23 protein-coding genes are annotated in these 22,277 nt (G+C 71.7%); 9 read left to right on the top strand and 14 right to left on the bottom strand.

Features of this window, described 5'->3' with window-relative positions; translation table 11 throughout:
* The first annotated feature begins 119 nt into the window (after positions 1-119).
* The 3 genes from AB0898_RS04555 to AB0898_RS04545 all read left to right on the top strand — a co-directional run bounded on the left by AB0898_RS04555 (position 120) and on the right by AB0898_RS04545 (position 3,439).
* Positions 120-1,055: a cellulose-binding protein gene (locus AB0898_RS04555; protein WP_366801310.1), complete on the top strand. Its 936-nt coding sequence runs from the start codon at positions 120-122 to the stop codon at positions 1,053-1,055.
* 255 nt (positions 1,056-1,310) lie between these two features.
* Positions 1,311-2,579, top strand: a complete 1,269-nt coding sequence (locus AB0898_RS04550; protein WP_366801309.1) for an ABC transporter ATP-binding protein — start codon at positions 1,311-1,313, stop codon at positions 2,577-2,579.
* Positions 2,576-3,439, top strand: coding sequence for an ABC transporter permease subunit (locus tag AB0898_RS04545; RefSeq protein ID WP_366801308.1), 864 nt, complete (start codon positions 2,576-2,578; stop codon positions 3,437-3,439). Before AB0898_RS04550 ends, AB0898_RS04545 begins: the two co-directional genes overlap by 4 nt.
* Positions 3,440-3,464: 25 nt before the next feature.
* Here AB0898_RS04545 and AB0898_RS04540 read toward each other — a convergent pair whose 3' ends face one another.
* A complete protein-coding gene (locus AB0898_RS04540) occupies positions 3,465-3,797 on the bottom strand; it encodes an ATP/GTP-binding protein (RefSeq protein ID WP_366801306.1) in 333 nt (110 codons plus the stop codon).
* 245 nt (positions 3,798-4,042) lie between these two features.
* Here AB0898_RS04540 and AB0898_RS04535 point away from each other — a divergent pair, with 245 nt between their 5' ends.
* Positions 4,043-5,071: an LLM class flavin-dependent oxidoreductase gene (locus tag AB0898_RS04535; RefSeq protein WP_366801305.1), complete on the top strand. Its 1,029-nt coding sequence runs from the start codon at positions 4,043-4,045 to the stop codon at positions 5,069-5,071.
* 87 nt (positions 5,072-5,158) lie between these two features.
* Here AB0898_RS04535 and AB0898_RS04530 read toward each other — a convergent pair whose 3' ends face one another.
* The gene (locus AB0898_RS04530) at positions 5,159-5,551 is read right to left on the bottom strand and encodes an SCO5389 family protein (RefSeq protein WP_161181269.1); all 393 of its coding nucleotides are present in this window, start codon (positions 5,549-5,551) and stop codon (positions 5,159-5,161) included.
* 297 nt (positions 5,552-5,848) lie between these two features.
* Here AB0898_RS04530 and nucS point away from each other — a divergent pair, with 297 nt between their 5' ends.
* Positions 5,849-6,520, top strand: coding sequence for an endonuclease NucS (gene nucS, locus AB0898_RS04525; RefSeq protein WP_018544534.1), 672 nt, complete (start codon positions 5,849-5,851; stop codon positions 6,518-6,520).
* Positions 6,521-6,561: 41 nt separating this feature from the next.
* On the opposite strand, the gene AB0898_RS04520 is transcribed toward nucS, so the two are convergent.
* The 4 genes from AB0898_RS04520 to AB0898_RS04505 form a co-directional block, all read right to left on the bottom strand.
* Positions 6,562-9,042: an ATP-binding protein gene (locus tag AB0898_RS04520; protein ID WP_366801304.1), complete on the bottom strand. Its 2,481-nt coding sequence runs from the start codon at positions 9,040-9,042 to the stop codon at positions 6,562-6,564.
* Between the two features lie 306 nt (positions 9,043-9,348).
* Positions 9,349-9,672 carry an STAS domain-containing protein gene (locus AB0898_RS04515; protein WP_199587311.1) on the bottom strand — a complete coding sequence of 108 codons (324 nt, stop codon included), beginning with the start codon at positions 9,670-9,672 and terminating at the stop codon, positions 9,349-9,351.
* A 212-nt stretch (positions 9,673-9,884) separates the two neighbouring features.
* Positions 9,885-10,733: a 3-hydroxyacyl-CoA dehydrogenase family protein gene (locus tag AB0898_RS04510; RefSeq protein WP_366801303.1), complete on the bottom strand. Its 849-nt coding sequence runs from the start codon at positions 10,731-10,733 to the stop codon at positions 9,885-9,887.
* A gap of 184 nt (positions 10,734-10,917) precedes the next feature.
* Entirely contained in the window at positions 10,918-11,559 is a 642-nt protein-coding gene (locus tag AB0898_RS04505; protein ID WP_366801302.1) for a TetR/AcrR family transcriptional regulator, read from the bottom strand.
* A 90-nt stretch (positions 11,560-11,649) separates the two neighbouring features.
* On the opposite strand from AB0898_RS04505, the gene AB0898_RS04500 reads away from it, so the two are divergent.
* Genes AB0898_RS04500 through AB0898_RS04490 form a run of 3 tightly spaced genes read left to right on the top strand, consistent with a single transcriptional unit; the run spans position 11,650 to position 13,779 of the window.
* Positions 11,650-12,435: an ATP-binding cassette domain-containing protein gene (locus tag AB0898_RS04500; RefSeq protein WP_366801301.1), complete on the top strand. Its 786-nt coding sequence runs from the start codon at positions 11,650-11,652 to the stop codon at positions 12,433-12,435.
* An 8-nt stretch (positions 12,436-12,443) separates the two neighbouring features.
* Positions 12,444-13,193 (top strand): ABC transporter permease, encoded by a 750-nt coding sequence (locus tag AB0898_RS04495; protein ID WP_366801300.1) that lies wholly within the window; start codon positions 12,444-12,446, stop codon positions 13,191-13,193.
* A 13-nt stretch (positions 13,194-13,206) separates the two neighbouring features.
* The gene (locus AB0898_RS04490; protein WP_366801299.1) at positions 13,207-13,779 is read left to right on the top strand and encodes a cob(I)yrinic acid a,c-diamide adenosyltransferase; all 573 of its coding nucleotides are present in this window, start codon (positions 13,207-13,209) and stop codon (positions 13,777-13,779) included.
* Between the two features lie 52 nt (positions 13,780-13,831).
* On the opposite strand, the gene AB0898_RS04485 is transcribed toward AB0898_RS04490, so the two are convergent.
* Genes AB0898_RS04485 through AB0898_RS04470 form a run of 4 tightly spaced genes read right to left on the bottom strand, consistent with a single transcriptional unit; the run spans position 13,832 to position 16,700 of the window.
* Complete coding sequence (locus AB0898_RS04485; protein WP_366801297.1) at positions 13,832-14,044, bottom strand: hypothetical protein; 213 nt, start codon at positions 14,042-14,044, stop codon at positions 13,832-13,834.
* Entirely contained in the window at positions 14,044-14,457 is a 414-nt protein-coding gene (locus AB0898_RS04480) for a hypothetical protein (protein WP_366801296.1), read from the bottom strand. The genes AB0898_RS04485 and AB0898_RS04480 overlap by 1 nt, the downstream gene beginning before the upstream one ends.
* A 54-nt stretch (positions 14,458-14,511) precedes the next feature.
* Positions 14,512-16,008 (bottom strand): HAMP domain-containing sensor histidine kinase, encoded by a 1,497-nt coding sequence (locus AB0898_RS04475; RefSeq protein ID WP_366801295.1) that lies wholly within the window; start codon positions 16,006-16,008, stop codon positions 14,512-14,514.
* On the bottom strand, positions 16,005-16,700 hold the full coding sequence (locus AB0898_RS04470) for a response regulator transcription factor (RefSeq protein ID WP_366801294.1): 696 nt from the start codon (positions 16,698-16,700) through the stop codon (positions 16,005-16,007). The genes AB0898_RS04475 and AB0898_RS04470 overlap by 4 nt, the downstream gene beginning before the upstream one ends.
* Before the next feature lie 185 nt (positions 16,701-16,885).
* On the opposite strand from AB0898_RS04470, the gene AB0898_RS04465 reads away from it, so the two are divergent.
* On the top strand, positions 16,886-18,712 hold the full coding sequence (locus tag AB0898_RS04465) for a glycoside hydrolase family 18 chitinase (protein WP_366801293.1): 1,827 nt from the start codon (positions 16,886-16,888) through the stop codon (positions 18,710-18,712).
* A 24-nt stretch (positions 18,713-18,736) separates the two neighbouring features.
* Here the strand turns inward: AB0898_RS04465 and AB0898_RS04460 are convergent, their stop codons facing one another.
* The 4 genes from AB0898_RS04460 to AB0898_RS04445 form a co-directional block, all read right to left on the bottom strand.
* A complete protein-coding gene (locus tag AB0898_RS04460) occupies positions 18,737-19,183 on the bottom strand; it encodes a DUF2550 domain-containing protein (RefSeq protein WP_366801292.1) in 447 nt (148 codons plus the stop codon).
* 174 nt (positions 19,184-19,357) lie between these two features.
* Complete coding sequence (locus AB0898_RS04455; protein WP_161178781.1) at positions 19,358-19,735, bottom strand: F0F1 ATP synthase subunit epsilon; 378 nt, start codon at positions 19,733-19,735, stop codon at positions 19,358-19,360.
* Between the two features lie 179 nt (positions 19,736-19,914).
* Entirely contained in the window at positions 19,915-21,351 is a 1,437-nt protein-coding gene (atpD, locus tag AB0898_RS04450; protein ID WP_366801291.1) for a F0F1 ATP synthase subunit beta, read from the bottom strand.
* Positions 21,352-22,269 (bottom strand): F0F1 ATP synthase subunit gamma, encoded by a 918-nt coding sequence (locus AB0898_RS04445; RefSeq protein WP_366801290.1) that lies wholly within the window; start codon positions 22,267-22,269, stop codon positions 21,352-21,354.
* Positions 22,270-22,277: the final 8 nt, after the last annotated feature.

Raw genomic sequence — 22,277 nt, 5'->3', positions numbered from 1 at the left:
TCCGGCCACCCGAAAGAGGTGTCATTCTATTGATCAAACACGTATCCGCTCGATGACACACCGCTTCGGCGCCTAGGATTCCACCTATCACCTCACCGGTCTCATTCGACAGGAACCCCATGAGCGACACTTCCCCCTACGGCTTCGAGCTTGTGCGGCGTGGATACGACCGCGCTCAGGTGGACGAACGCATCTCCAAGCTCGTCTCCGACCGTGACAGCGCGCTCTCCCGGATCACCGCTCTGGAGAAGCGCATCGAGGAGCTCCACCTCGAAACGCAGAACGCCCAGGCCCAGATCACCGACGCCGAGCCGTCGTACGCGGGTCTCGGCGCGCGGGTCGAGAAGATCCTTCGGCTCGCCGAGGAAGAGGCGAAGGACCTGCGCGAGGAGGCCCGGCGCGCGGCCGAACAGCACCGCGAGCTGGCCGAGTCCGCCGCCCAGCAGGTGCGTAACGACGCCGAGTCGTTCGCCGCCGAGCGCAAGGCGAAGTCCGAGGACGAGGGCGTCCGGATCGTCGAGAAGGCGAAGGGCGACGCGGCCCAGCTGCGGTCCGACGCGCAGAAGGACGCGCAGTCCAAGCGCGAGGAGGCGGACGCCCTCTTCGAGGAGACCCGCGCCAAGGCCGCGCAGGCCGCCGCCGACTTCGAGACGAACCTCGCCAAGCGCCGCGAGCAGTCCGAGCGCGACCTCGCCTCCCGCCAGCAGAAGGCGGAGAAGCGGCTGGCCGAGATCGAGCACCGCGCCGAGCAGCTCCGTCTGGAGGCGGAGAAGCTGCGCACCGACGCCGACCGCCGGGCCCGTCAGACGGTGGAGACGGCGCAGCGTCAGGCCGAGGACATCGTGGCGGACGCCAACGCCAAGGCCGACCGCATCCGTTCGGAGTCCGAGCGCGAGCTGGCCGCCCTGACCAACCGTCGCGACAGCATCAACGCCCAGCTGACCAACGTCCGCGAGATGCTGGCCACGCTGACCGGTGCCGCGGTGGCCGCCGCCGGCGCTCCGGCCGAGGACGAGCCGGTCTCGCGCGGCGTCCCGGCGCAGCAGACGCGCTAGTACCCGCGCGGCCTTCGTTCGTACGGTCGCCAGGACCGGGCGGAGCCCCCTTCCGTTGCAGTCGGCAGGGGGCTTCGCCCGGTCCTGGCATGATCGTCACGGTGTCCGGCCGGGCCGCCCGAACCCTTTCGGACACGCCGGGTGAAGCTCTGGCTTTACTTTCTCTTGAGCGGAACCGTCAGCGCCCGGCTATCCTCCTAACCCTTACGGGGGGCGTGCGCCCCGCTGTCCTGAACCTTCCGATGGGTGCGGAGCATGATCGAGGCGGCAGGCCTGACCAAGCGCTACGGTGACAAGACCGCAGTGCACAACCTCTCCTTCCAGGTGCGTCCGGGCGCGGTGACGGGCTTCCTCGGGCCCAACGGGTCGGGCAAGTCCACGACCATGCGCATGATCCTCGGGCTGGACAACCCGACGGCGGGCACGGTGACCATCGGCGGTCATCCGTACGCCAAGCTGCCCAACGCGCCCCGCCAGGTCGGCGCCCTTCTCGACGCCAAGGCGGTGCACGGCGGCCGTACGGCCCGCCAGCACCTGCTGAGCCTGGCCCAGCTGTCCGGCATCCCGGCCCGCCGGGTGGACGAGGTGCTCGGTGTGGTCGGCCTCCAGGACGTGGCGCGCCGGCGTTCCAAGGGCTTCTCGCTCGGCATGGGCCAGCGGCTCGGCATCGCGGCCGCGCTCCTCGGCGACCCGCAGGTGCTGCTCTTCGACGAGCCGGTCAACGGCCTCGACCCCGAGGGCATCCTCTGGGTGCGCAATCTGATGAAGGCGCTCGCGGCCGAGGGCCGTACGGTCTTCGTCTCCTCGCATCTGATGAGCGAGATGGCGCTGACCGCCGACCACCTCATCGTGATCGGACGCGGCCAGTTGATGGCCGACATGAGCGTGACGGAGTTCATCTCCGCCAACTCCGCCGACTTCGCCCGCGTGCGCACGCCCGGGGACGAGCCGGAGCAGCGCGAGAAGTTGACGGCCGCGCTCACCGAGGCGGGCGGCCATGTGCTGCCGGAGCCGGACGGCGCGCTGCGGGTGACCGGCTTGCCGCTGCCCCGCATCAGCGACCTCGCGCACGGCGCGGACGTACGGCTGTGGGAGCTGTCCCCGCACCAGGCCTCGCTGGAGGAGGCGTACATGCGGATGACGCAGGGCGTGGTCGACTACCGCTCGACCACCGACCAGCGCTCGGGCCTCCAGCAGCCGCTGCCGCCGGGCGTCCAGCCCCCGATGCCGGTGCCGGGCCAGGGCCAGCCGGGCTGGTACGCCCCGCCGCCGCCCCGGCCGGGCACCCCGTACGCCCCGCAGACACCGGCCTCCGGGCCGTACGGCGGCGGGTACGGCCCGGCGGCCGCCGGCGCCCCGAACCCGTACGCGGCGCCCGCACAGGACGCCCCGCCGCCGGCCCCCGCCACCGCTCCCCCGGCCGCGCAGCCGGCCCCGCAGCCGGCCCCGGCGGCCGCGCCCGCGCGCTCCGCCGGAGCGGACGACAAGGCCGCCGAACCGACCCAGCCCGAGGACGCCCGATGAGCACGCACCAGACCCCGCTGCCGCAGGCAGCCGAGGCCGCCGTGAGCGGCGGTCCGTACCCCGGCTACAGCTCGCCCATCCCCGTCGTGCGCACCCATCTCGGGCACGCGCTGGCCTCGGAGTGGACGAAGATCAGGTCGGTGCGCTCGACGCTGTGGACGCTGGGCGTGTTCGTGCTGCTCGTGCTCGGCATCGGCCTGATGGTCGCGCTCGCGGTGCGCGGCACCGACACCGAGATGTCCGGCTCGACCGCGCTCGCCCTGGGCTTCTTCGGACTGCTGCTCGGCATGGTCTGCGTGATCACGCTCGGCGTGCTGACCACGGCCTCGGAGTACGGCACGGGCATGATCCGTACGACGATGACGGCCTGCCCGACCCGGGGCCGGGTGCTCGCCGCGAAGTCGATCGTGTTCTTCGTCCTCGCGTTCGTGGTGACGCTGGTGACCGTGACGGTGACGGGCCTGGTGCAGACCTCGCTCCTGGACGGCAACGGCGTCGACTCGCCGACCGCCCAGGACTGGCTGAAGGCCACGGTCGGCATCAGCCTCTTCATCGCGCTGGTCGGGCTCATCTCGCTGCTGGTCGGCTCGATGATCCGGCACTCGGCGGGCGCCATCACCCTCATGATCGGCGCGGTGCTCGCCCCGCTGGTGATCGCCCTGTTCATGAACACGTCCTCGCTGGAGAAGGTCCAGGAGGCGCTGCTCGAATACTCGATCCCGAGCCAGATGGGCGTCTTCTACGACAACACCCTGAGCCACTCCGGGCCGTCGGGCTGGGAGCCGGTGTGGATCATGCTGGGGGTGACGGCCGCGGCCTACGCGGCGGCGTACGCGCTGCTGCGGAGCCGGGACGTGTAGCCGGGACGTGTAGCCCGCGCGGGATTCAGAACCTCGGCGCGCCACCGGGCCGTCGCACCCTCGTGGTGCGGCGGTCCTTCGCGTTCCAGCAGGCCTTGTGCCAGTGCCGGCGGTCGTCGACGCCCGCGTGCTGGGGCCAGGCCACCACGTGCGGGACGCCGGAGGCGATCAACTGGTCGCAGCCGGGGCAGCGGTAGGTCTTGCCCTCGGCGCTCGCCCCCGCGACGTGGCGCACGCTCCAGTCCTCGCCCTGCCAGCTCTCGCTGGCCTGCCAGCCGCCGTACCGGCCGGTCCCCTCGTCCTCGGCGCTGCGGCCGGACGCACCGGCTGCCTTCGGTCGGTTGCGACGCGGGGACACGGGACACCTCTCGGGGCTATACAGGAAGCACGGGCCGCGTCCAGCCTACGCGGCACCGCCCGGGGGTACCCGTAAAGAACCAACCCGCACAAGTCCCCTTCAGGGCCGATCCATTCCAGCAGAGAACCGACCATTCTGCAGACAATCCGCAAATCCCCCTGCCGAGCCGTGTCCTGGGCACGTGTCATGTGGTTATGCCGAGAGCGGGGGAGCTCCGGTCGGAGCCGAGAAAGCGGGAAATTGCGATGCGTGTAGGAAGTTTTGTCCTGGCAGCCCAGTTCCCGGGCCAGGGGCCCGGGGAGGCCCTGCACCGGGCGGTCCGCTCGGCGGAGGTGGCCGACGAGGCCGGCCTGGACACCGTATGGCTGGCCGAGCACCACTTCGTGCCGTACGGGACCTGCCCGTCGGCAATCACCCTGGCCGCCCTGCTGCTCGGCCGCACCCGCCGGGTCCGGGTCGGCACGGCCGTCAGCGTGCTGCCCACCGCCCACCCGGTCGCCGTCGGCGAGCAGGCGGCCCTGCTGCACATGACCAGCGGCGGCCGCTTCACCCTCGGCGTGGGGCGCGGCGGCCCCTGGGTCGATCTGGAGGTGTTCGGCAGCGGCCTCGGGGCGTACGAGCGCGGCTTCCCGGAGTCGCTGGACCTGCTGCTGCGCTGGCTGCGGGAGCCGTCGGTGGCGGCCTCGGGCGAGCGGTACCGGTTCCGCGAGGTGCCCGTCGTACCGCGCCCCTCGGAGTCGCTGACCGAGACGCCGGGACCCGAGGTGGTCGTCGCGTGCACCTCGCCCGCGAGCGTGCGGCTGGCCGCCGAGCGCGGGCTGCCGATGCTGCTCGGGATGCACATCGGGGACGAGGAGAAGGCGGAGATGGTCGCGCTGTGGCGGCGGCACGCGCGGGCGGCGGGCCGTCCCGGCGAGGAGATCACCGGGGCCGGGCACGTCTCGGCCGGGGTCTGCCAGCTCGCGGACCGGCGTACGGACGCGGCGGAGACGCTCCTGAAGGCGATGCCGGGCTGGCTGAAACTGGGTCTCGGCGCCCATGTGACGGTGGACGGCCGGCCGCGCTCGATGCGCGATCCGCACGCCTACACCGAACTGCTCTGCGGGCTGCACCCGGTGGGCACGCCCCGGCTGGCCGCCGACCGGCTCGCGGCGACGGCCGAGCGCACCGGCATCTCCCGGTTCGCCCTGCTCACCGAGGGGTCCGGCGATCTGGACGCGACCGAGGAGAACCTGCGGCGCCTGGGCGCCGAGGTACTGCCCCAGCTGCGCTGACGGGCCCCGCGGTGCGTCCGGCCGGGCTGCCTGCCGCTCCGCGGCCGCGCGGGCTGCGCGGGTCGGAGCGGCAGGCCGGCCGGGCCGTCAGCAGTCCCTGAGTTCCGGCGACTGGTTGAGCAACTGGCTGCGCACCGAGGTGAACCGGGCCAGCGTCTCGTCGGCCGAGGGGTCGAGCGGGAACACCGCCACCCGGTGGCAGTTCTGGAAGGCAAGCCGCACTCCGAAGTGCCGCTGCAGCGCGCCGCGCATGGCGTCGCTCGCGAGCACGCGCAGCAGTTCACCGCGCGCGTGCTCGTCCGGCGGGGGCGTCTGGTTGTCGGCGAAGGGTCCGCCGTCCACGTTCAGCCGGGCCACCAGGGCGCTGATCATCTCCCACGCAAAAGGCAGGGAGGTCCGGACGCAGTCGACGAATTCTGCATCGTCGACCTCGCCTCGCTCGGCCTTTTCGAGTAGGGCCGGTGAGACGTCGAGCGACATGGGTTCTCCTCTCGCACCCCCGATGGGCAGGGGTTGCCGGACAGATGTGGGAGTGCGCGACATCCGGACGATCGGTACACCCACCGCGCCCCCCGATTCCTACGGTAGGCAACCGTCGGTGACCACACCAGCAGAATGCGTATATGGAACGGTCGCTCTGCAGTCACAATCGGCCAGGGATGAACAAGAGTTTCCAGGGACAAATAGGGTGGCCCACTGGGCGATTGAGGCGGGCGGTACGGAACGGGCTCCGGGCGAATCGCGTGCACGGGGGCGCGTCGAGTAGCGTTGCCGACCATGCGTCTCGTCATTGCCCGGTGCTCGGTCGACTACGCCGGCCGGCTCACCGCCCACCTGCCCTCGGCTCCCCGCCTGATCCTGGTCAAGGCGGACGGCAGCGTCTCCATCCACGCGGACGACCGGGCCTACAAGCCCCTCAACTGGATGTCGCCGCCCTGCACCCTGAAGGAGGGCACGGGGGACGACAGCGGGGTGTGGACCGTCATCAACAAGGCGGGCGAAAAACTGATCATCACGATGGAGGAGATCCTGCACGACTCCTCCCATGAACTCGGGGTGGACCCCGGTCTGATCAAGGACGGCGTGGAAGCGCACCTCCAGGAGCTGCTCGCCGACCGCATCGAGACGCTCGGCGAGGGCTACACGCTCATCCGCCGCGAGTACATGACCGCCATCGGCCCGGTGGACATCCTGTGCCGGGACGCCGACGGCGGCACGGTCGCGGTCGAGATCAAGCGGCGCGGTGAGATCGACGGCGTGGAGCAGCTCACCCGCTATCTGGAGCTGCTCAACCGCGACCCGCACCTCGCCCCGGTGCGCGGTGTCTTCGCCGCCCAGGAGATCAAGCCCCAGGCCCGCGTGCTCGCCACGGACCGGGGCATCAACTGCCAGATCCTCGACTACGACGCGATGCGCGGCATCGAGGACGACAAGCTGCGGCTGTTCTGATCCCCACCGTCCCCGTCAGCGGCCCCGGGCCACGGCCCCGGTCAGATGACCTCGCCGGGGCCGCTGCTCGACGGGGCGGCGGAGGACTGCTCGACGGGTGAAGCGCTCGACGGCACGGGGCGGCTGGCGGAGGTGGAGGTCTCCGGGTCGGTGCCGCTCTCCGTCGGGTCCGGGGTCTCGCTCTCCGTCGCGGGCGGGGTCGTGGGCGTCTTGCTCGGCTTCGGCGACCCGCTGGGCTTCGTGCTCGGCTCCGGCTTGTCCGTGCTCCGGCTCGGCCGGGGCGCGGGCTTCTGGGTGTGCTGGTGCCCCCCGCCCGTCCCCTTCGACTCCTCCGGTTCGGCGGCCGCCGTGGTCGCCGGTGCGGACGGGGTCGGGTCGTCGGTGGTGCCGAGGGTGCCGTCGGGGCCCGGGTCGGTGGGCCGGGCGCTCGGGGCGGCCTTGTGGCGGACCTTGGCGTCGTCCTTCTTCGGCACCGCGCCCAGGTTGCCGTCGCCCAGGCCCTGGGTCGCGGACGGGTCGATCTCCACGCTGCCCGCCGGATCGCGGTCGGCGTTCTGCTGCGAGGTCATGCCGAGCGTGACGACCGTGCCGAGCACGGCGACGAGCAGCGCGCCGGACCCGGCGGCCACCAGATTGCGCCGGGCCGTGCCACGGAACCCGCTCCGGCCGTCGTCGGCCGCCGGGCTCATCGTGACCGTACCGGCGCCGGAGGGGCCGTACAGCGCGACGGGCACCGGCAGGGTCTCGGCTCGGGCCTCGGACGCCTCGGCGGCCGTCAGCGCGGCGAGCGCGGGCAGGTCGCCCGCGCGGTCGGCGACCAGCGCGAGCGCGCGGCGGCCCGCGACGGTGCCCCGCTTGTCGGCGAGCGCGGCCCGCAGCTGCTGGGAGGTCTCCAGTTCGCCGCGGGCCCGGTCCAACTGGCCCTCACACAGCGCGAGTACGCCCAACTCGTGGTGGAAGTAAGCCTGTTCGGCCGCATCGCCGGCGAGCCGGGCGGCCTCGGTGCCGACGCGCAGGGTGCGCTGCCAGGCGTTCCAGTGCAGTCCGGCGGCGAAGGCGGCGCAGGCCGCGTGCGCGAGCCGTACCGCGCAGTTCTCCTCTGCCTCCTCCTCGTCCCCCTCGGGCCGCTGCCGTACGGCGGGGGCGAGCAGGGCGAGCGCGGCGAGGACCGCGTCGGCCTCGGCGCACACCCGCTCGGGGGCGACCGAGGGGTGGCCCGCCCACCAGGCGTAGTGCCGGGCGGCGGTCAGCGCGCGCTCGGCGGCGGCGTCGCCGTAGCCGGCGGCCTCCAGCTGGGTGCGCACGCTGGTCGCCAGCCGGTAGCGGGCACCGGCGCGGGAGACCAGGCCGCAGGCCGACAGCTCGGCGAGCGCGGCGTCGGCGTGGGTGTCGCCCACCAGCGCGGGCAGATGGGCCTGGTGGGGCACCTCGCCCTCCAGCGCGACGGCGAAGCGCAGCGTGGCGCGGGCCGAGGAGCTGAGGCGGGAGGCGAGCAGCGGGGCGGGCGCGGCGGCCTCGCCGAGGGAGGGCAGCGGGACCTCCTCGGCCTGGTCCTCCTCGACCGTCATCCCGAACACCGCCTCGGCGGCGGGCCGTACGTCCTGGAAGACGCCGTACTCGTCCACCACGCCCGCGCCCGCGCGCAGTTGCTCGCGCTGCCGGAGCAGGGCGCCCGCCTGGACGAACCTGAGGGGCAGGCCCTCGGACTCGAACCACAGGTCGCCCGCCCAGTTGGACTCCTCCTCGGTGAGGGCGCGGCCGAGGGTGCGCTCCAGTATCTCCACGCTCGCCTTGCGGTCCAGGCCGGGGAGTTCGACCTCCTCGACCTCCAGGTCGGCGGCGGGGGCGGGGATGTCGGGGGTGGCGCCGAGCAGGAAGGCGCACTCGGGGGTGGAGTCGAGGAGGTCGGCGAGCGAGGCGCCGCCGAACTCCAGGTCGTCCACGACGACGACGGCGCCGATCTCCTTGACCAGGGTGCGCAGTTCGTCCGGCTCGGGGCGGTGGTGCGGGGCGTCGTAGACGGTGTGGAAGAGGTCGCGCAGCAGGTCGTCGGCGGTGCGGTGGGCGCCGGTGAGCCGGACCACGCCGTCGGGGGCGAGGTCGGTGCAGTCCTCGGCGACCAGGTCGAGCAGGGCGGTGCGGCCGGCGCCCGCCGGGCCGGTCAGGCGTACGGAGCGGCCCCGGGTGAGCAGCTGGACCAGGCTCTCGCGGATCTCCTGCCGGGCGAGCAGCTCGGTCTCGGACTCCTCGGCGCCGGGCGGCAGGGCGGCGTACTCGGCCTCGGCGCGCTCCTCGGCGCTGCGCTTGCGGGGCGTGCCGGTGCCCGGGCTGCCGGGCGGGACGGGCGCGATCTCGCTGCCGTCGACGGGGTTGACGGTCAGCAGGAAGTCACCGGTGACGATCCGGGTCGTCCGGACGAGGGCCGGGGCGCTCTGGACGAGGTGGGCGGTGAGGGAGTCGCGGGGCGGCCGGCGGCTCGGCGCCCGGTCGTGCTCCTCGGCTCCCGGAGTGATCGGGTCCATGGGTTCTCCCCAAAAGCGTCGTGTGCCCTGTCTCGGCCCCCACCGGCCTGCCGCACATCGCGCTGTCGCTTCTGGTCCGGGCCCGCCGGAAGGGATACGAGGCAGCGGGCGACCGAACCTTAAACCTTCGGGCGGCATCCGCGACAGAGCGGGGTGCCGGGCGGTCCGAGAGATCACGGTCCGGTGAGGATTGCCCCCGACGTGCGGTTCGGCGTCCGTGTCCGCCCTTGCGGCCCCGCCGCGGACCCGCCGTGGACCTGCCCGCTCGGGCAGGACCGTTACTGCCCGTGGCTCACCGCCGGGGGGTCACACCCGGGGCAGCGACTCGACGCCGATGCCGCCCTCGATGGCGAGGATGCGGTGCAGCCGGGTGGCGACCAGCAGGCGCTGCATCTGCGCCGGCACGTCGCGCAGCACCAGGCGGCGGCCGCAGCGGCCGGCCCGCCGGTGGGCGCCCATGATCACCCCGAGTCCGGTGGCGTCCCAGGAGTCCAGTTCGGACAGGTCGAGCACGAGATCGCCGATCCCGTGGTCGACGGCCGCGTGCAGGGCCGTACGGGCGTCCGCCGCGCTGCGGACGTCGAGGCGCCCCCCGACGACCAGCTCGGCGTGGTCGCCCCTGATGTACATATGCGCTCCCCGTTGAGTGCGAGTGGCGTACTCCATGACGGAGCTGTGCACCGTCTGACTGTGTGAGTGGCAGAGCGGTTGCTCTTTGTAAGCGAACCGATACCGAATTCACCCCCGAGGGTGATACTCCGGGGGTGCGTGTCCGGGTGTGTACGGATCGGTACGGGGATCGACGCCGGGTCGGTGCCGATCCGGTACCGCCTCCGTACGGATCAGTACGTGTAGAAGCCCTGCCCGCTCTTGCGGCCGATGTCACCGGCGTCCACCATCCGGCGCATCAGCTCCGGCGGGGCGAACTTCTCGTCCTGGCTCTCGGTGTAGATGTTGCCGGTGGCGTGCAGCAGGATGTCCACGCCGGTGAGGTCGGCGGTGGCCAGCGGGCCCATGGCGTGTCCGAAGCCGAGCTTGCAGGCGAGGTCGATGTCCTCGGCCGTGGCGACGCCGGACTCGTAGAGCTTGGTGGCCTCGACCACGAGGGCGGAGATCAGGCGGGTGGTGACGAACCCGGCGACGTCGCGGTTGACGACGATGCAGGTCTTGCCGACCGACTCGGCGAACTCCCGCGCGGTGGCGAGGGTTTCGTCGCTGGTCTTGTAGCCCCGGACCAGCTCGACCAGCCGCATCATCGGCACCGGCGAGAAGAAGTGCACGCCGACGACGCGCTCGGGGTGCTCGGTGACGGCCGCGATCTTGGTAATCGGGATGGCGGAGGTGTTGGAGGCGAGCACGGTGTCCGGCCGCACGATCTTGTCGAGCGCGCGGAAGATCTCGTGCTTGATCTCCAGCTTCTCGAAGACCGCTTCGACCACGATGTCCGCGTCCGCCGCCGCGTCCAGATCGGTGGTCGGGGTGATCCGGCCGAGGGCGGCCTCGGCGTCGGCCGCGTCGAGCTTGCCCTTGGCCACGAACTTGTCGTACGAGGCCCGGATGCCGTCGGTCCCGCGCTTGAGCGCCTCGTCGGTGACGTCCCGCAGGACGACGTCCCAGCCGGCCTGAGCGGCGACCTGGGCGATTCCGGACCCCATGAGCCCGGCTCCGATGACGGCGAGCTTCCCAGCCACTCCCACACCCCTTACGCGCTGTTTATGGTTCCTCTCCGGCGGACATTAGCGCTCGGGCGCGGCCGTGAGGACCGTAAGTAACGCGTGTCACGGTCTCAGGGCGTGAGACACCCGTCACGTTCCGGTTGGACCGGGGCGGGCCGTCAAATCCGTACGCTTTCGCACCCTTTGACGGTCGGTCCGGTCAGCGGGGCTCCCGGACCGCGTAGTTGAGGACCTGCTCGCTCAGCAGCTCCTCGATGTCGTCGAGCAGGACGAGCACTTCGCGGGAGACCTCGCCGGGTTCGCGCCCGGCGAGCATGGCGCGTCCGATGGCGGCGAACACGGTCTGGTGGGCCCAGCAGATCTGTCCGGCCATCAGCTCGGGCCGGGGATCCCCGTCGGCGGCGCCGGTCTCCTCACGCAGGGCCGCGGCCAGATGGTCCTGGATCTCCTGCTGGAGGCTCCAGAGCCGCGAGCGCAGGGGCGGCGCCTCGTGGACGACGCGCATGAAGCGGTCGTAGCCCTTGGTCAGACCGACCCGGGGCGAGACCGCCTCGACCTCGCCGCGCAGCTCCCGCAGTACGGCGGACGCGGCGGACTCCCCCGTGTCGCGTCCGCGCACCCAGCGCGTGAGCCGGTCGACCAGGCCGCCGGCGCGGTCGAAGAAGAGGTCCTCCTTGGCGGGGAAGTAGTTGTAGACCGTGTTCACGGAGACGTCGGCCGCCTCGGCCACGTCCGCCATGGTCACCGCCATGAAGCCGCGCTCCAGGAACAGTCCGGTGGCGATGTCCGAGATCCGCTGTCTGGTCTCGCGCTTCTTCCGCTCCCTGAGCCCCTCTGCCATGCCGTCATCGTAGAGCGGTCCCGCCCGAAATGGACTCTCTGAAATTTTGGGGTCGTTGCAATTTTAGGGTCACTCTGTTTTTCTGTGGGCATGGCAGCAGTCATCAGCGCGGCCGGACTGGCCCGCACCTTCCGTACGAAGACAGGACCCGTGGAGGCCGTACGGTGCGTCGACCTCACCGTGCGCGAGGGCGAGATCCTCGGCTTCCTCGGGCCGAACGGCGCGGGCAAGACCACCACCCTGCGCATGCTCACGACCCTTCTGAAGCCCACCGGCGGCGCGGCGACCGTCGCCGGGCACGACCTGGTGACCGACCCCGCCGGGGTGCGCCGGGTCTGCGGCTACGTCGCCCAGTCCGGCGGGGTCGACCCGCAGGTCGGGGTGCGCGAGGAACTCGTCACCCAGGGGCGGCTGTACCGGCTGTCCAGGGCCGAGGCGACCGCCCGCGCCGGGGAGCTCGCCCGCGAGCTGGACCTCACCGAGCTGCTCGACCGCAAGGCCGGCGCGCTCTCCGGCGGCCAGCGCCGCCGTCTGGACATCGCGATGGCGCTCACCCACCGGCCCAGGGTGCTGTTCCTGGACGAGCCGACGACCGGCCTGGACCCCGGCAGCCGCGCCGACCTGTGGGAGCTGATCCGCCGGCTGCGCGACGAGCACGGCACGACCGTGTTCCTGACCACCCACTACCTGGACGAGGCCGACGCCCTCGCCGACCGCCTGGTCATCGTCGACCGGGGTGTGGTCGCGGCCGAGGGCACCCCGGCCGCGCTCAAGCTGGAGTACGGCGGCTCGCTCGACGCCACCCTCCAGGACACCTTCCTCGCCATCACCGGCCGCGGGCCCGCCCCGGCCGACTCCGCCCCCGTAGCCGTCTAGGACGCCCCATGCTTCTGCACGACACGGCCCTCGTCTACGGCCGCTATCTGCGCCAGTCCCTGCGCTCCCGGGCCGGGCTGCTCTTCGGACTGCTGACGCCGCTGCTCTATCTGTTCCTCTTCGGCCCGCTGCTGACCCGGCTGCCGCTGGGTGGCCGGGGCAGCTCCTGGCAGCTGCTCGTCCCCGGGCTGCTGCTCCAACTCACCCTGTTCGGCGCCTCGTTCGCGGGCTTCACGATCATCATGGAGAACGCGCAGGGGGTGGTGGAGCGGCTGCGGGTGACCCCGGTCAGCCGTTTCGCGCTGCTGCTCGGCCGGGTGCTCCGGGACGCGACGGTCCTCGTCGTCCAGGCGGTGCTGCTGGTGCTGGCCGCGCTGGTGCTGGGGCTGCGCGCACCGCTGCCGGGCATCCTGGCCGGCTTCGCCTTCGTGGCGCTGCTGACGGTGTCGCTGGCCTCGCTGTCGTACGCCCTGGCGATGAAGGCGCGCACCCCGCAGGAGTTCGCCCCGCTGATCAACGCCCTGACGGTGCCGTCGATGCTGCTGTCCGGGCTGATGCTGCCGATGACGCTGGGTCCCCGCTGGCTGGACCTGCTCTCGCACCTCGTGCCGTTCCGCTATCTGGTGGACGCGGTGCGCGACGCCTACGTGGGCCGGTACGCGAGCGCGCACATGCTGTACGGCTCGCTCGTCGCCGTCGGATTCGCCGTGCTCGCCGTGGCGGTGGGCACACGGGTGTTCCGTACGGCCGGGGCGTAACTACGCTGGCCGCATGGTCAATCTGACGCGTATCTACACGAGGACCGGCGACCAGGGCACCACCGCCCTCGGCGACATGAGCCGGACCGCCAAGACCGACCTCCGGATCGCCGCCTACGCGGACGCCAACGAGGCGAACGCGGTGATCGGCACCGCCATCGCGCTGGGCGGCCTGGAGGAGGAGGTCGTCACGGTCCTCACCCGGGTGCAGAACGATCTGTTCGACGTGGGCGCGGATCTGTCGACGCCGGTGGTCGAGAACCCCGAGTTCCCGCCGCTCAGGGTCGAGCAGTTCTACGTGGACCGGCTGGAGGCGGACTGCGACCGGTTCAACGAACGCCTGGAGAAGCTGCGGTCGTTCATCCTGCCCGGCGGCACCCCGGGCGCGGCCCTGCTGCACCAGGCGTGCACGGTCGTACGGCGGGCCGAGCGGTCCACCTGGGCCGCGCTCGAAGCGCACGGCGACGCGATGAACCCGCTCACCGCGACCTACCTCAACCGCCTCTCCGACCTGCTGTTCATCCTGGCCCGCACGGCGAACAAGGAGACCGGGGACGTGCTGTGGGTGCCGGGCGGCGAGCGCTGAGCCCGGACACCGAGGGGCCGGGACACCTGAGACGTCCCGGCCCGCTCCCCCGCTACTTGTCGGCGTCGCTCGTCGCGTCCCGGCCGGCCGCGGCGGCCGCCGACTCGGCGGCGTCGACCTTCTGCTTCATGTCCGCGTAGCCGGACGGGGTGGCGGTGGCGGTCGCCGCCGGGCTTCCGGCGCCCGGGGTCGTCGCGTCGTCGTGGCCGCAGCCCGTGGCGAGGACCGCGAGCGCCGTCAGCAGGACGGCCGAGGCGACACGCATCAGCTCCCCGCCTTGCCGTCGTCGTTCTTCGCGCACCAGTCCTCGACCGAGTTCAGGTCCTTCTGCCGCTGCTCCAGGCTCGTCCGCAGGGACTTGCGGAAGTCCAGCCGGTCCTTGAGGAACGTGGCGACCTCGGAGTGGCCCGCCTTCTCCGCGTTGTCCACGCGCTGCTGGAGCCGGGCCACCGAGCCGCGTCGGGCCTTGCCGGCGTCCAGCCGCTCCAGGGCGCGGTGCAGCCGGCGGTCGATCCTGGGCACCCGCTTGCACAGCGCCCGAGCGCCGTCCCCGGTGGGTCCGGCGGCCTTCGGGGCGGGCGTGGCGTCGGCGGCCGAGGCGATCCCCGCCGAGCCCGCCAGGAGTGCCGCGGCCGCGAGTCCGGCCAGGAGGGTGCGGGCCTGCGGTCGTGTGGGCATGTGCCTCTCCTTCGCTTCCGGGACGGCCGGTCGGGCCGTCCGTCGGGACAGAAGCTAGGAGCCTTCTTTGGGGAAACCCTGTGACCGGTTCGTCCCCGCTGTGCCGCCGTGCGCCGCCGTGCCGCCGTGCGCCGCCGTGCCGATCAGCCAGTCCCGTCGCCCGGGCAGCGCCGGACCGCCGAGCGGCAGCCGTACCTCGAAACGCGCCCCCGTCCCGTCCGGACCGTCGGCGACACCCACGCTCCCCCGGTGCAGCGCCGCCTGCTGGGCGACCAGGGTGAGGCCGAGGCCGGAGCCCGCGCTGTCCGGGCCGCGCCGGAACCGCTCGAAGACCCGCTGCCGCGCCTCGGGCGCTATGCCGGGCCCCCGGTCGGTCACCGTGAGGACGGCGTCGTTCCCGGCGCGCCACACGCTCACCCGTATCCGGGCGGCGCCCGTGGCGTCGCGGCCGTGGGCCAGCGCGTTGCCGAGCAGGTTGTCGAGGAGCAGCCGCAGCCCCGCCTCCCAGCCGTGCACCGACAGCCCCGGTTCCGCGTCCAGGGCGATCCCGGCGTCCCGGTCCCGGCGGCGGGCCTCCGCCACGGCCGCGTCGGCGACGTCCCCGAGGTCCACGGGCGCGAAGGTCTCCGCCTCCACCAGGTCGCCCCGCCCCAGCTCCCGCAGCATCACCAACAGGCCGAGCAGCCGGGCGTGTTCGATCCTGAGGTCCGCCAGCACCTCGTCCCGGTCGGCGTCGGGCAGCCCGGGGAAGCCGAGGATGTCGAGGTTGGTGCCCATGCTCATCAGCGGGGTGCGCAGCTCGTGCGCGGCGGCCGAGGAGAAGGAGCGGGCGGTGTCCAGCGCCTCGGCGGTGCGCGCGGCCTGTTCGTCGTAGCGGGCGAGGACGGTGCGCAGGGTGGCGGCCAGCTCGTCCACCTCGGTGACCCCGGTGCGCTCCTCGCCTGGCCGGTCCCCGCCGGTGCGCGGGTCGAGCCCGGCGGTACGGCGCGTCAGGCGCCGCAGCGGGGCACTCGCACCGCTCGCGGCGCCCCAGGCGAGCAGCCCGGACAGCGGAGCCGCCGGCAGCGCGGTCAGCACCACCCGGCGCCGTACCAGCCGGACCTGGGCGCGGCTCGCGGTGTCGGGCGCGAAGACCCAGAGCGTGCCGCGCGCGTCAACGGCGCGGACCTGGCGGGCCAGCACCTGCCAGGCGCGGCCGCCGTCCCGCACGGTCACCACTCCGGCGCCGGGCGCGGGCAGCCGGACCGAGTCCCCGGGCCGCGGACCGCCGCTGAAGGACGTGCCCGCGCCCTCGACGCGTACGCCCACGTCCAGGGCCGCGCTGAACAGCTGCCGCTCGCGCACGTCGGCCACCCGGGGGCGGCCGTTCGCGGAGGCGCGCAGCAGGGCGCGGGCGTCCGGGGCGATGGCCGTGGCCCGCTGCCGCAGGTGCTCCACGCCCGCGCCGCGCAGATCGCGGGCGACCAGGTGCAGCAGCAGCCAGCCGGAGGCGAGCACGAGCAGCGGGACGGTGCAGCCGACGGCGAGGCCGACCCGGGTGGAGAGCTTCACGGCGTCTCCCTGAGCACGAAGCCGACCCCGCGCACGGTGTGGACCAGCCGGGGTGAGCCGTCCGCCTCCAGCTTGCGCCGCAGATAGCTGACGAAGGTGTCCACGGCGTCGGTGCGCACGTCGAAGTCGTAGCCCCAGACGCGCTCCAGGAGCTGGTCGCGGCTGAGGACGAGACCGGTGTTGCGCGCGAGCACCTCCAGGAGGGCGAACTCGCGCCGGGTCAGCTCCAGTTGGCGCCCCTCTCGCTCGGCGGTGTGGGCGGCGGGGTCGATCACGAGCCCGGCCGCGCGCAGCACCTCGCGGCCGGCCGGGGGGCTGCGGCGCAGCAGGGCGCGCAGCCGGAGCACCAGTTCCTGGAGGGCGAAGGGCTTGACGAGGTAGTCGTCGCCGCCCGCCTGGAGGCCGGCGATCCGGTCGGCGGTCTCGTCCAGCGCGGAGAGCATGAGCACGGGCAGTTCGCGGCCCTCGGCGCGCAGCCGGGAGCACACCTGGATGCCGCTGAGGCCGGGCATCGACACGTCGAGCACGAGCACGTCGGGCGCCTCCTCGGTGACGGCGGCGAGCGCGCGGGCGCCGTCGGGGGCGGTGCGCACCGCGAAGCCGTTCAGCCGGAGTCCGCGCTCCAGGGAGCGGCGGATCGCCGCGTCGTCGTCGACCACCAGGACCGTCCCGGACCGTGGTGTGTCACCCATGCGCTCTCCTCATTCAACCAACCTACAAGCCAAGGGAGTTGAGAATTTCCCCGACTTCCCGCCCATATGGTCCAGACCTATTGACCGGTGGTCCAGACCTTTCTATTCTCGCGGCAGCATGGGCGTGAAGGCTCAGTCATGCCCCCCATGCCTCCTGACACCCCCCAAGACGAGGGAGGCGCTCTATGCGCTTCAGACGCAGAGCCGCGGCCGCAGCCGCGACCCTGGTGCTCCCCCTGGCCGGCCTGGTCGGCATAGCGAGTCCCGCACAGGCCGCCACCAACGTGACGGCCACCTACACCAAGACCCAGGACTGGGGCACCGGCTTCGAGGGCAAGTGGACCGTGAAGAACACGGGATCCACCGCCATCGACGCCTGGAAGATCGAGTGGGACTTCCCCTCGGGCACGTCCGTCTCCTCCGCCTGGGACGCGGACGTCACGTCCTCCGGCACCCACTGGACCGCGAAGAACAAGTCCTACAACGGCGCGGTCGCCCCCGGCGCCTCGGTCTCGTTCTCCTTCAACGGCGCGGGCTCCGGCTCCCCGTCCAACTGCACGCTCAACGGCGACAGTTGCGACGGCACCACGGTCCCCGGCGACGCGGCACCCTCCGCCCCCGGCACCCCGGCCGCCTCCGAGATCAAGGACACCTCGGTCAAGCTGTCCTGGTCGGCCGCCACCGACGACAAGGGCGTCAAGAACTACGACGTCCTGCGCGACGGCAACAAGGTCGCCACCGTCACCACGACCTCGTACACCGACACCGGTCTGAGCGCGGGCACCGACTACTCGTACACCGTGCGGGCGCGTGACACCGCCGACCAGACGGGCCCGGTCAGCGGTTCCGTCGCGGTGCACACCACCGGCGGCGGCACCAACCCGCCGCCCGCCACCGGCGACAAGGTCAAGCTCGGGTACTTCACCGAGTGGGGCATCTACGGCCGCAACTACAACGTCAAGAACATCGTGACGTCCGGCTCCGCCTCCAAGATCACGCACATCAACTACGCCTTCGGCAACGTGACCAACGGCCAGTGCGCGATCGGCGACTCCTACGCCGACTACGACAAGGCGTTCACCGCCGACCAGTCGGTCAGCGGCCAGGCGGACACCTGGGACCAGCCGCTGCGCGGCAACTTCAACCAGCTGCGCCAGCTGAAGGCCAAGTACCCGAACATCAAGGTGCTGTGGTCCTTCGGCGGCTGGACCTGGTCCGGCGGCTTCGGCCAGGCGGCCCAGAACCCGGCGGCCTTCGCCCAGTCCTGCTACAACCTGGTCAAGGACCCCCGCTGGGCCGATGTCTTCGACGGCATCGACATCGACTGGGAGTACCCGAACGCCTGCGGTCTGTCCTGTGACACCAGCGGAGCTGCGGCCTTCAAGAACGTCGTCTCGGCGCTGCGCTCCAAGTTCGGCTCCAGCGCCCTGGTCACCGCCGCGGTCACCGCGGACGGCTCCAACGGCGGCAAGGTCGAGGCCGCGGACTACGCGGGCGCTTCCCAGTACGTCAACTGGTACAACGTGATGACGTACGACTTCTTCGGCGCCTTCGACGCCCAGGGCCCGACCGCCCCGCACTCCCCGCTCACCTCGTACAGCGGCATCCCGAAGGCCGGCTTCACCACCGCCGACGCGATGGCCAAGTACAAGGCGGCGGGCGTCCCCGCGAGCAAGCTGCTCATCGGCATCGGCTTCTACGGCCGCGGCTGGACCGGCGTCACCCAGGACGCCCCGGGCGGCACCGCCACCGGCGCGGCCCCGGGCACCTACGAGGCCGGCATCGAGGACTACAAGGTCCTCAAGGGCTCCTGCCCGGTCACCGGCACCGTCGCGGGCACGGCCTACGCGCACTGCGGCAGCAACTGGTGGTCCTACGACACCCCGTCGACCATCGCCGGAAAGATGAGCTGGGCCAAGAACCAGGGCCTGGGCGGCGCGTTCTTCTGGGACTTCAGCGGCGACACCAGCAACGGTGAACTCGTGACGGCCGTGAACAGCGGCCTGTCGTAAGAGAGTACGAAGGGTCGCGAGACCCTAAGCGACGTTGACGCGCTGTCCGGGCGGGGCTGCCTCAAGCCACGCGAGAAACCCGGTCAGCGCGTCTTCGCTCATCGCGAGTTCCAGGCGGGTGCCCTGGTGGACGCAGGCGAGGATCACCGCGTCGGACAGCAGGGCCAGCTCCTCCTCGCCCTCGGGCAGCCGGCGGCCGGCCACCTCGATGCGGGAGCGCTCCAGGACGCGGCGCGGACGGATCGCGTAGGAGAAGACGCGGTACCACTCGATGCGGTCGCCGTTGTAGCGGGCGACGCCGTAGCTCCAGCCCTTGCCGCTGGTGTCCGGGTCCGTCGAGACGTCCCAGCGCAGCGAACAGTCGAAGGTGCCGCCGGAGCGCTGGATCAGCCTGCGGCGCAGGCCGAACAGGAACAGCCCCACCAGCACGAGCACCACCACGGCTCCGCACACAGTCAGAGCGAGGACCATCGACACCGACCTCCTCGTCTTCCTGGTAGGGGTACTGCGGACGGCACCAGGTAATGAAACCGCAGTGCCAGGTAATGGAACCGGAAAAACACCCGTATTCGCCACAGCCGCGACCGGCACCGGAATGTTCCGGGCCGGCCGCGGCTGAATGACATGGTCACACGGCGCGATGGATCACTTCGCCGCGGTAGCCGTCCGCAGACGGACATCGGCGCGACGCTCGGCGTCCGCGTCCTCCTCCGCCTTCGCGCGCTCCAGCTCCCGCTCGACGCGCTGGACGTCGATCTCCTCCGCCAGCTCGGCGACCTCGGCCAGCAGCGACAGCTTGTCGTCCGCGAACGAGATGAAACCGCCGTGCACCGCGGCGACGACGGTCCCGCCGTCGCTCGTGCGGATGGTCACCGGGCCCGACTCCAGCACACCCAGCAGCGGCTGGTGACCGGGCATGACGCCGATGTCGCCGGACGTGGTGCGCGCGACGACCAGGGTGGCCTCGCCGGACCAGACCTGGCGGTCGGCGGCGACCAGCTCGACGTGCAGCTCAGCAGCCAAGGTTGGCTCCTCGGGTCACCACCCGGCGGTAGTGCCGGGTGTTGGGGTCAATTCTAGTGGGGCGTGGGGAGAGGGGCGGACAGCACCCCGCAGGACAGGCCCGCGCGGTGCTGTGCCACCCCTCTCACCAAGAGGCAGTTCCTGTGGCGAACCGGTCAGGGCCCGCCGCAGGCGCTCGCTCAGGAGACGCCCAGCTCCTTCGCGTTCTTCTTCAGGTCCTCGATACCACCGCACATGAAGAACGCCTGCTCCGGGAAGTGGTCGAACTCTCCGTCGCAGATCATGTTGAACGCGCGGATCGTCTCCTCCACCGGAACGTCCGAACCGTCCACGCCGGTGAACTGCTTGGCGACGTGGGTGTTCTGGGACAGGAAGCGCTCCACACGACGGGCACGGTGGACGACGAGCTTGTCCTCCTCGCCCAGCTCGTCGATACCGAGGATCGCGATGATGTCCTGGAGGTCCTTGTACTTCTGCAGGATGTTCTTGACGCGCATCGCACAGTCGTAGTGGTCCTGCGCGATGTAGCGCGGGTCCAGGATCCGGGACGTGGAGTCCAGCGGGTCCACGGCCGGGTAGATGCCCTTCTCGGAGATCGGACGGGAGAGAACCGTCGTCGCGTCGAGGTGGGCGAACGTGGTGGCCGGGGCCGGGTCGGTCAGGTCGTCCGCGGGGACGTAGATCGCCTGCATCGAGGTGATCGAGTGACCGCGGGTCGACGTGATGCGCTCCTGGAGGAGACCCATCTCGTCGGCCAGGTTCGGCTGGTAACCCACGGCGGACGGCATACGGCCGAGCAGCGTGGAGACCTCGGAGCCGGCCTGCGTGAAGCGGAAGATGTTGTCGATGAAGAACAGCACGTCCTGCTTCTGGACGTCACGGAAGTACTCGGCCATGGTGAGGCCGGCCAGCGCGACGCGCAGACGGGTGCCCGGGGGCTCGTCCATCTGACCGAAGACAAGGGCGGTCTTGTCGATGACGCCCGAGTCGGTCATCTCCTCGATGAGGTCGTTGCCCTCACGGGTGCGCTCACCGACACCGGCGAACACGGAGACACCGTCGTGGTTGTTGGCGACGCGGTAGATCATCTCCTGGATGAGCACCGTCTTGCCGACGCCGGCACCGCCGAACAGACCGATCTTGCCGCCCTTGACGTACGGGGTCAGCAGGTCGATGACCTTGACGCCGGTCTCGAACATCTCGGTCTTCGACTCGAGCTCGTCGAAGTTCGGGGCCTTGCGGTGGATGGACCAGCGCTCGCCCTCGTGCTTCTCCTCGGAGTTCAGCACCTCACCGAGGGTGTTGAACACCTTGCCCTTGGTGAAGTCGCCGACCGGGACGGTGATGCCGTCACCGGTGTCCGTCACCGCGGACTGGCGGACCAGACCGTCGGTGGGCTGCATGGAGATGGTGCGGACCAGGCCGTCACCCAGGTGCTGGGCAACCTCCAGGGTCAGCGTCTTCTTCTCGCCCGCGCGCGCCGGGTCGGCGACCTCGACGGTGAGGGCGTTGTAGATGTCCGGCATCGCGTCGACGGGGAACTCCACGTCGACGACCGGGCCGATGACCCGGGCGACGCGGCCCGTAGCCGTCGCGGTCTCAACAGTGGTGGTCATTTATCGGTCACTCCCCGAGCTCGCGTCGGCCAGGGCGCTGGCTCCACCGACGATCTCGCTGATTTCCTGGGTGATTTCGGCCTGGCGGGCCGCGTTGGCAAGACGGGAGAGCGTGTTGATCAGCTCACCCGCGTTGTCGGTGGCCGACTTCATCGCGCGCCGCGTGGCGGCGTGCTTCGAAGCGGCCGACTGGAGCATCGCGTTGTAGATGCGGCTCTCCACATACCGCGGCAGCAGGGCGTCGAGGACGTCCTCCGCCGAGGGCTCGAAGTCGTACAGCGGGAGGATCTCCCCCTGGGGGGCGGCCTCCTTGGCGACCTCGTCGAGGCGCAGCGGAAGCAGCCGCTGGGCCACCGCCGTCTGCGTCATCATCGACACGAACTCGGTGTAGACGATGTACAGCTCGTCCACACCGCCTTCCGAGTCGGGGGTCTCGATGGCCTCGATCAGCGGAGCCGCGACCTTCTTGGCGTCCGCGTACGTCGGCTCGTCGGTGAAGCCCGTCCACGACTCCGCGACCTTGCGCTCGCGGAAGTTGTAGTGGGCGATACCGCGCCGGCCGACGATGAACGTCTCGACCTGCTTGCCCTCGCGCTCAAGGCGCGCGGTCAGCTGCTCGGACGCCTTGATCGCGTTGGAGTTGAAGGCGCCGGCCAGACCGCGGTCGCTCGTGAGGAGCAGGACCGCGGCACGGGTCGGGTTCTCCGCCTCCGTGGTCAGCGGGTGCCTGGTGTTCGAACCGGTGGCCACCGCCGTGACGGCGCGCGTGAGCTCGTCCGCGTACGGCTTGGAGGCCGCCACCTTGCGCTGCGCCTTGACGACACGCGAGGCGGCGATCATCTCCATCGCCTTGGTGATTTTCTTGGTCGCGGTGACGGATCGGATGCGACGCTTGTAGACCCGGAGCTGGGCTCCCATGAGTCAGG

Source organism: Streptomyces sp. NPDC005435, from assembly GCF_040703155.1.
GTDB lineage: Bacteria > Actinomycetota > Actinomycetes > Streptomycetales > Streptomycetaceae > Streptomyces.
This window is presented reverse-complemented; position numbering and strand designations above follow the sequence as displayed.

Coding starts and splice junctions, on each gene's coding strand:
- AB0898_RS04555 (WP_366801310.1), top strand. CDS start 120: ATGAGCGACACTTCCCCCTACGGCTTCGAGCTTGTGCGGCGTGGATAC.
- AB0898_RS04550 (WP_366801309.1), top strand. CDS start 1,311: ATGATCGAGGCGGCAGGCCTGACCAAGCGCTACGGTGACAAGACCGCA.
- AB0898_RS04545 (WP_366801308.1), top strand. CDS start 2,576: ATGAGCACGCACCAGACCCCGCTGCCGCAGGCAGCCGAGGCCGCCGTG.
- AB0898_RS04535 (WP_366801305.1), top strand. CDS start 4,043: ATGCGTGTAGGAAGTTTTGTCCTGGCAGCCCAGTTCCCGGGCCAGGGG.
- AB0898_RS04530 (WP_161181269.1), bottom strand. CDS start 5,551: ATGTCGCTCGACGTCTCACCGGCCCTACTCGAAAAGGCCGAGCGAGGC.
- nucS (WP_018544534.1), top strand. CDS start 5,849: ATGCGTCTCGTCATTGCCCGGTGCTCGGTCGACTACGCCGGCCGGCTC.
- AB0898_RS04520 (WP_366801304.1), bottom strand. CDS start 9,042: ATGGACCCGATCACTCCGGGAGCCGAGGAGCACGACCGGGCGCCGAGC.
- AB0898_RS04515 (WP_199587311.1), bottom strand. CDS start 9,672: ATGTACATCAGGGGCGACCACGCCGAGCTGGTCGTCGGGGGGCGCCTC.
- AB0898_RS04505 (WP_366801302.1), bottom strand. CDS start 11,559: ATGGCAGAGGGGCTCAGGGAGCGGAAGAAGCGCGAGACCAGACAGCGG.
- AB0898_RS04500 (WP_366801301.1), top strand. CDS start 11,650: ATGGCAGCAGTCATCAGCGCGGCCGGACTGGCCCGCACCTTCCGTACG.
- AB0898_RS04495 (WP_366801300.1), top strand. CDS start 12,444: ATGCTTCTGCACGACACGGCCCTCGTCTACGGCCGCTATCTGCGCCAG.
- AB0898_RS04490 (WP_366801299.1), top strand. CDS start 13,207: ATGGTCAATCTGACGCGTATCTACACGAGGACCGGCGACCAGGGCACC.
- AB0898_RS04485 (WP_366801297.1), bottom strand. CDS start 14,044: ATGCGTGTCGCCTCGGCCGTCCTGCTGACGGCGCTCGCGGTCCTCGCC.
- AB0898_RS04480 (WP_366801296.1), bottom strand. CDS start 14,457: ATGCCCACACGACCGCAGGCCCGCACCCTCCTGGCCGGACTCGCGGCC.
- AB0898_RS04470 (WP_366801294.1), bottom strand. CDS start 16,700: ATGGGTGACACACCACGGTCCGGGACGGTCCTGGTGGTCGACGACGAC.
- AB0898_RS04465 (WP_366801293.1), top strand. CDS start 16,886: ATGCGCTTCAGACGCAGAGCCGCGGCCGCAGCCGCGACCCTGGTGCTC.
- AB0898_RS04460 (WP_366801292.1), bottom strand. CDS start 19,183: ATGGTCCTCGCTCTGACTGTGTGCGGAGCCGTGGTGGTGCTCGTGCTG.
- atpD (WP_366801291.1), bottom strand. CDS start 21,351: ATGACCACCACTGTTGAGACCGCGACGGCTACGGGCCGCGTCGCCCGG.
- AB0898_RS04445 (WP_366801290.1), bottom strand. CDS start 22,269: ATGGGAGCCCAGCTCCGGGTCTACAAGCGTCGCATCCGATCCGTCACC.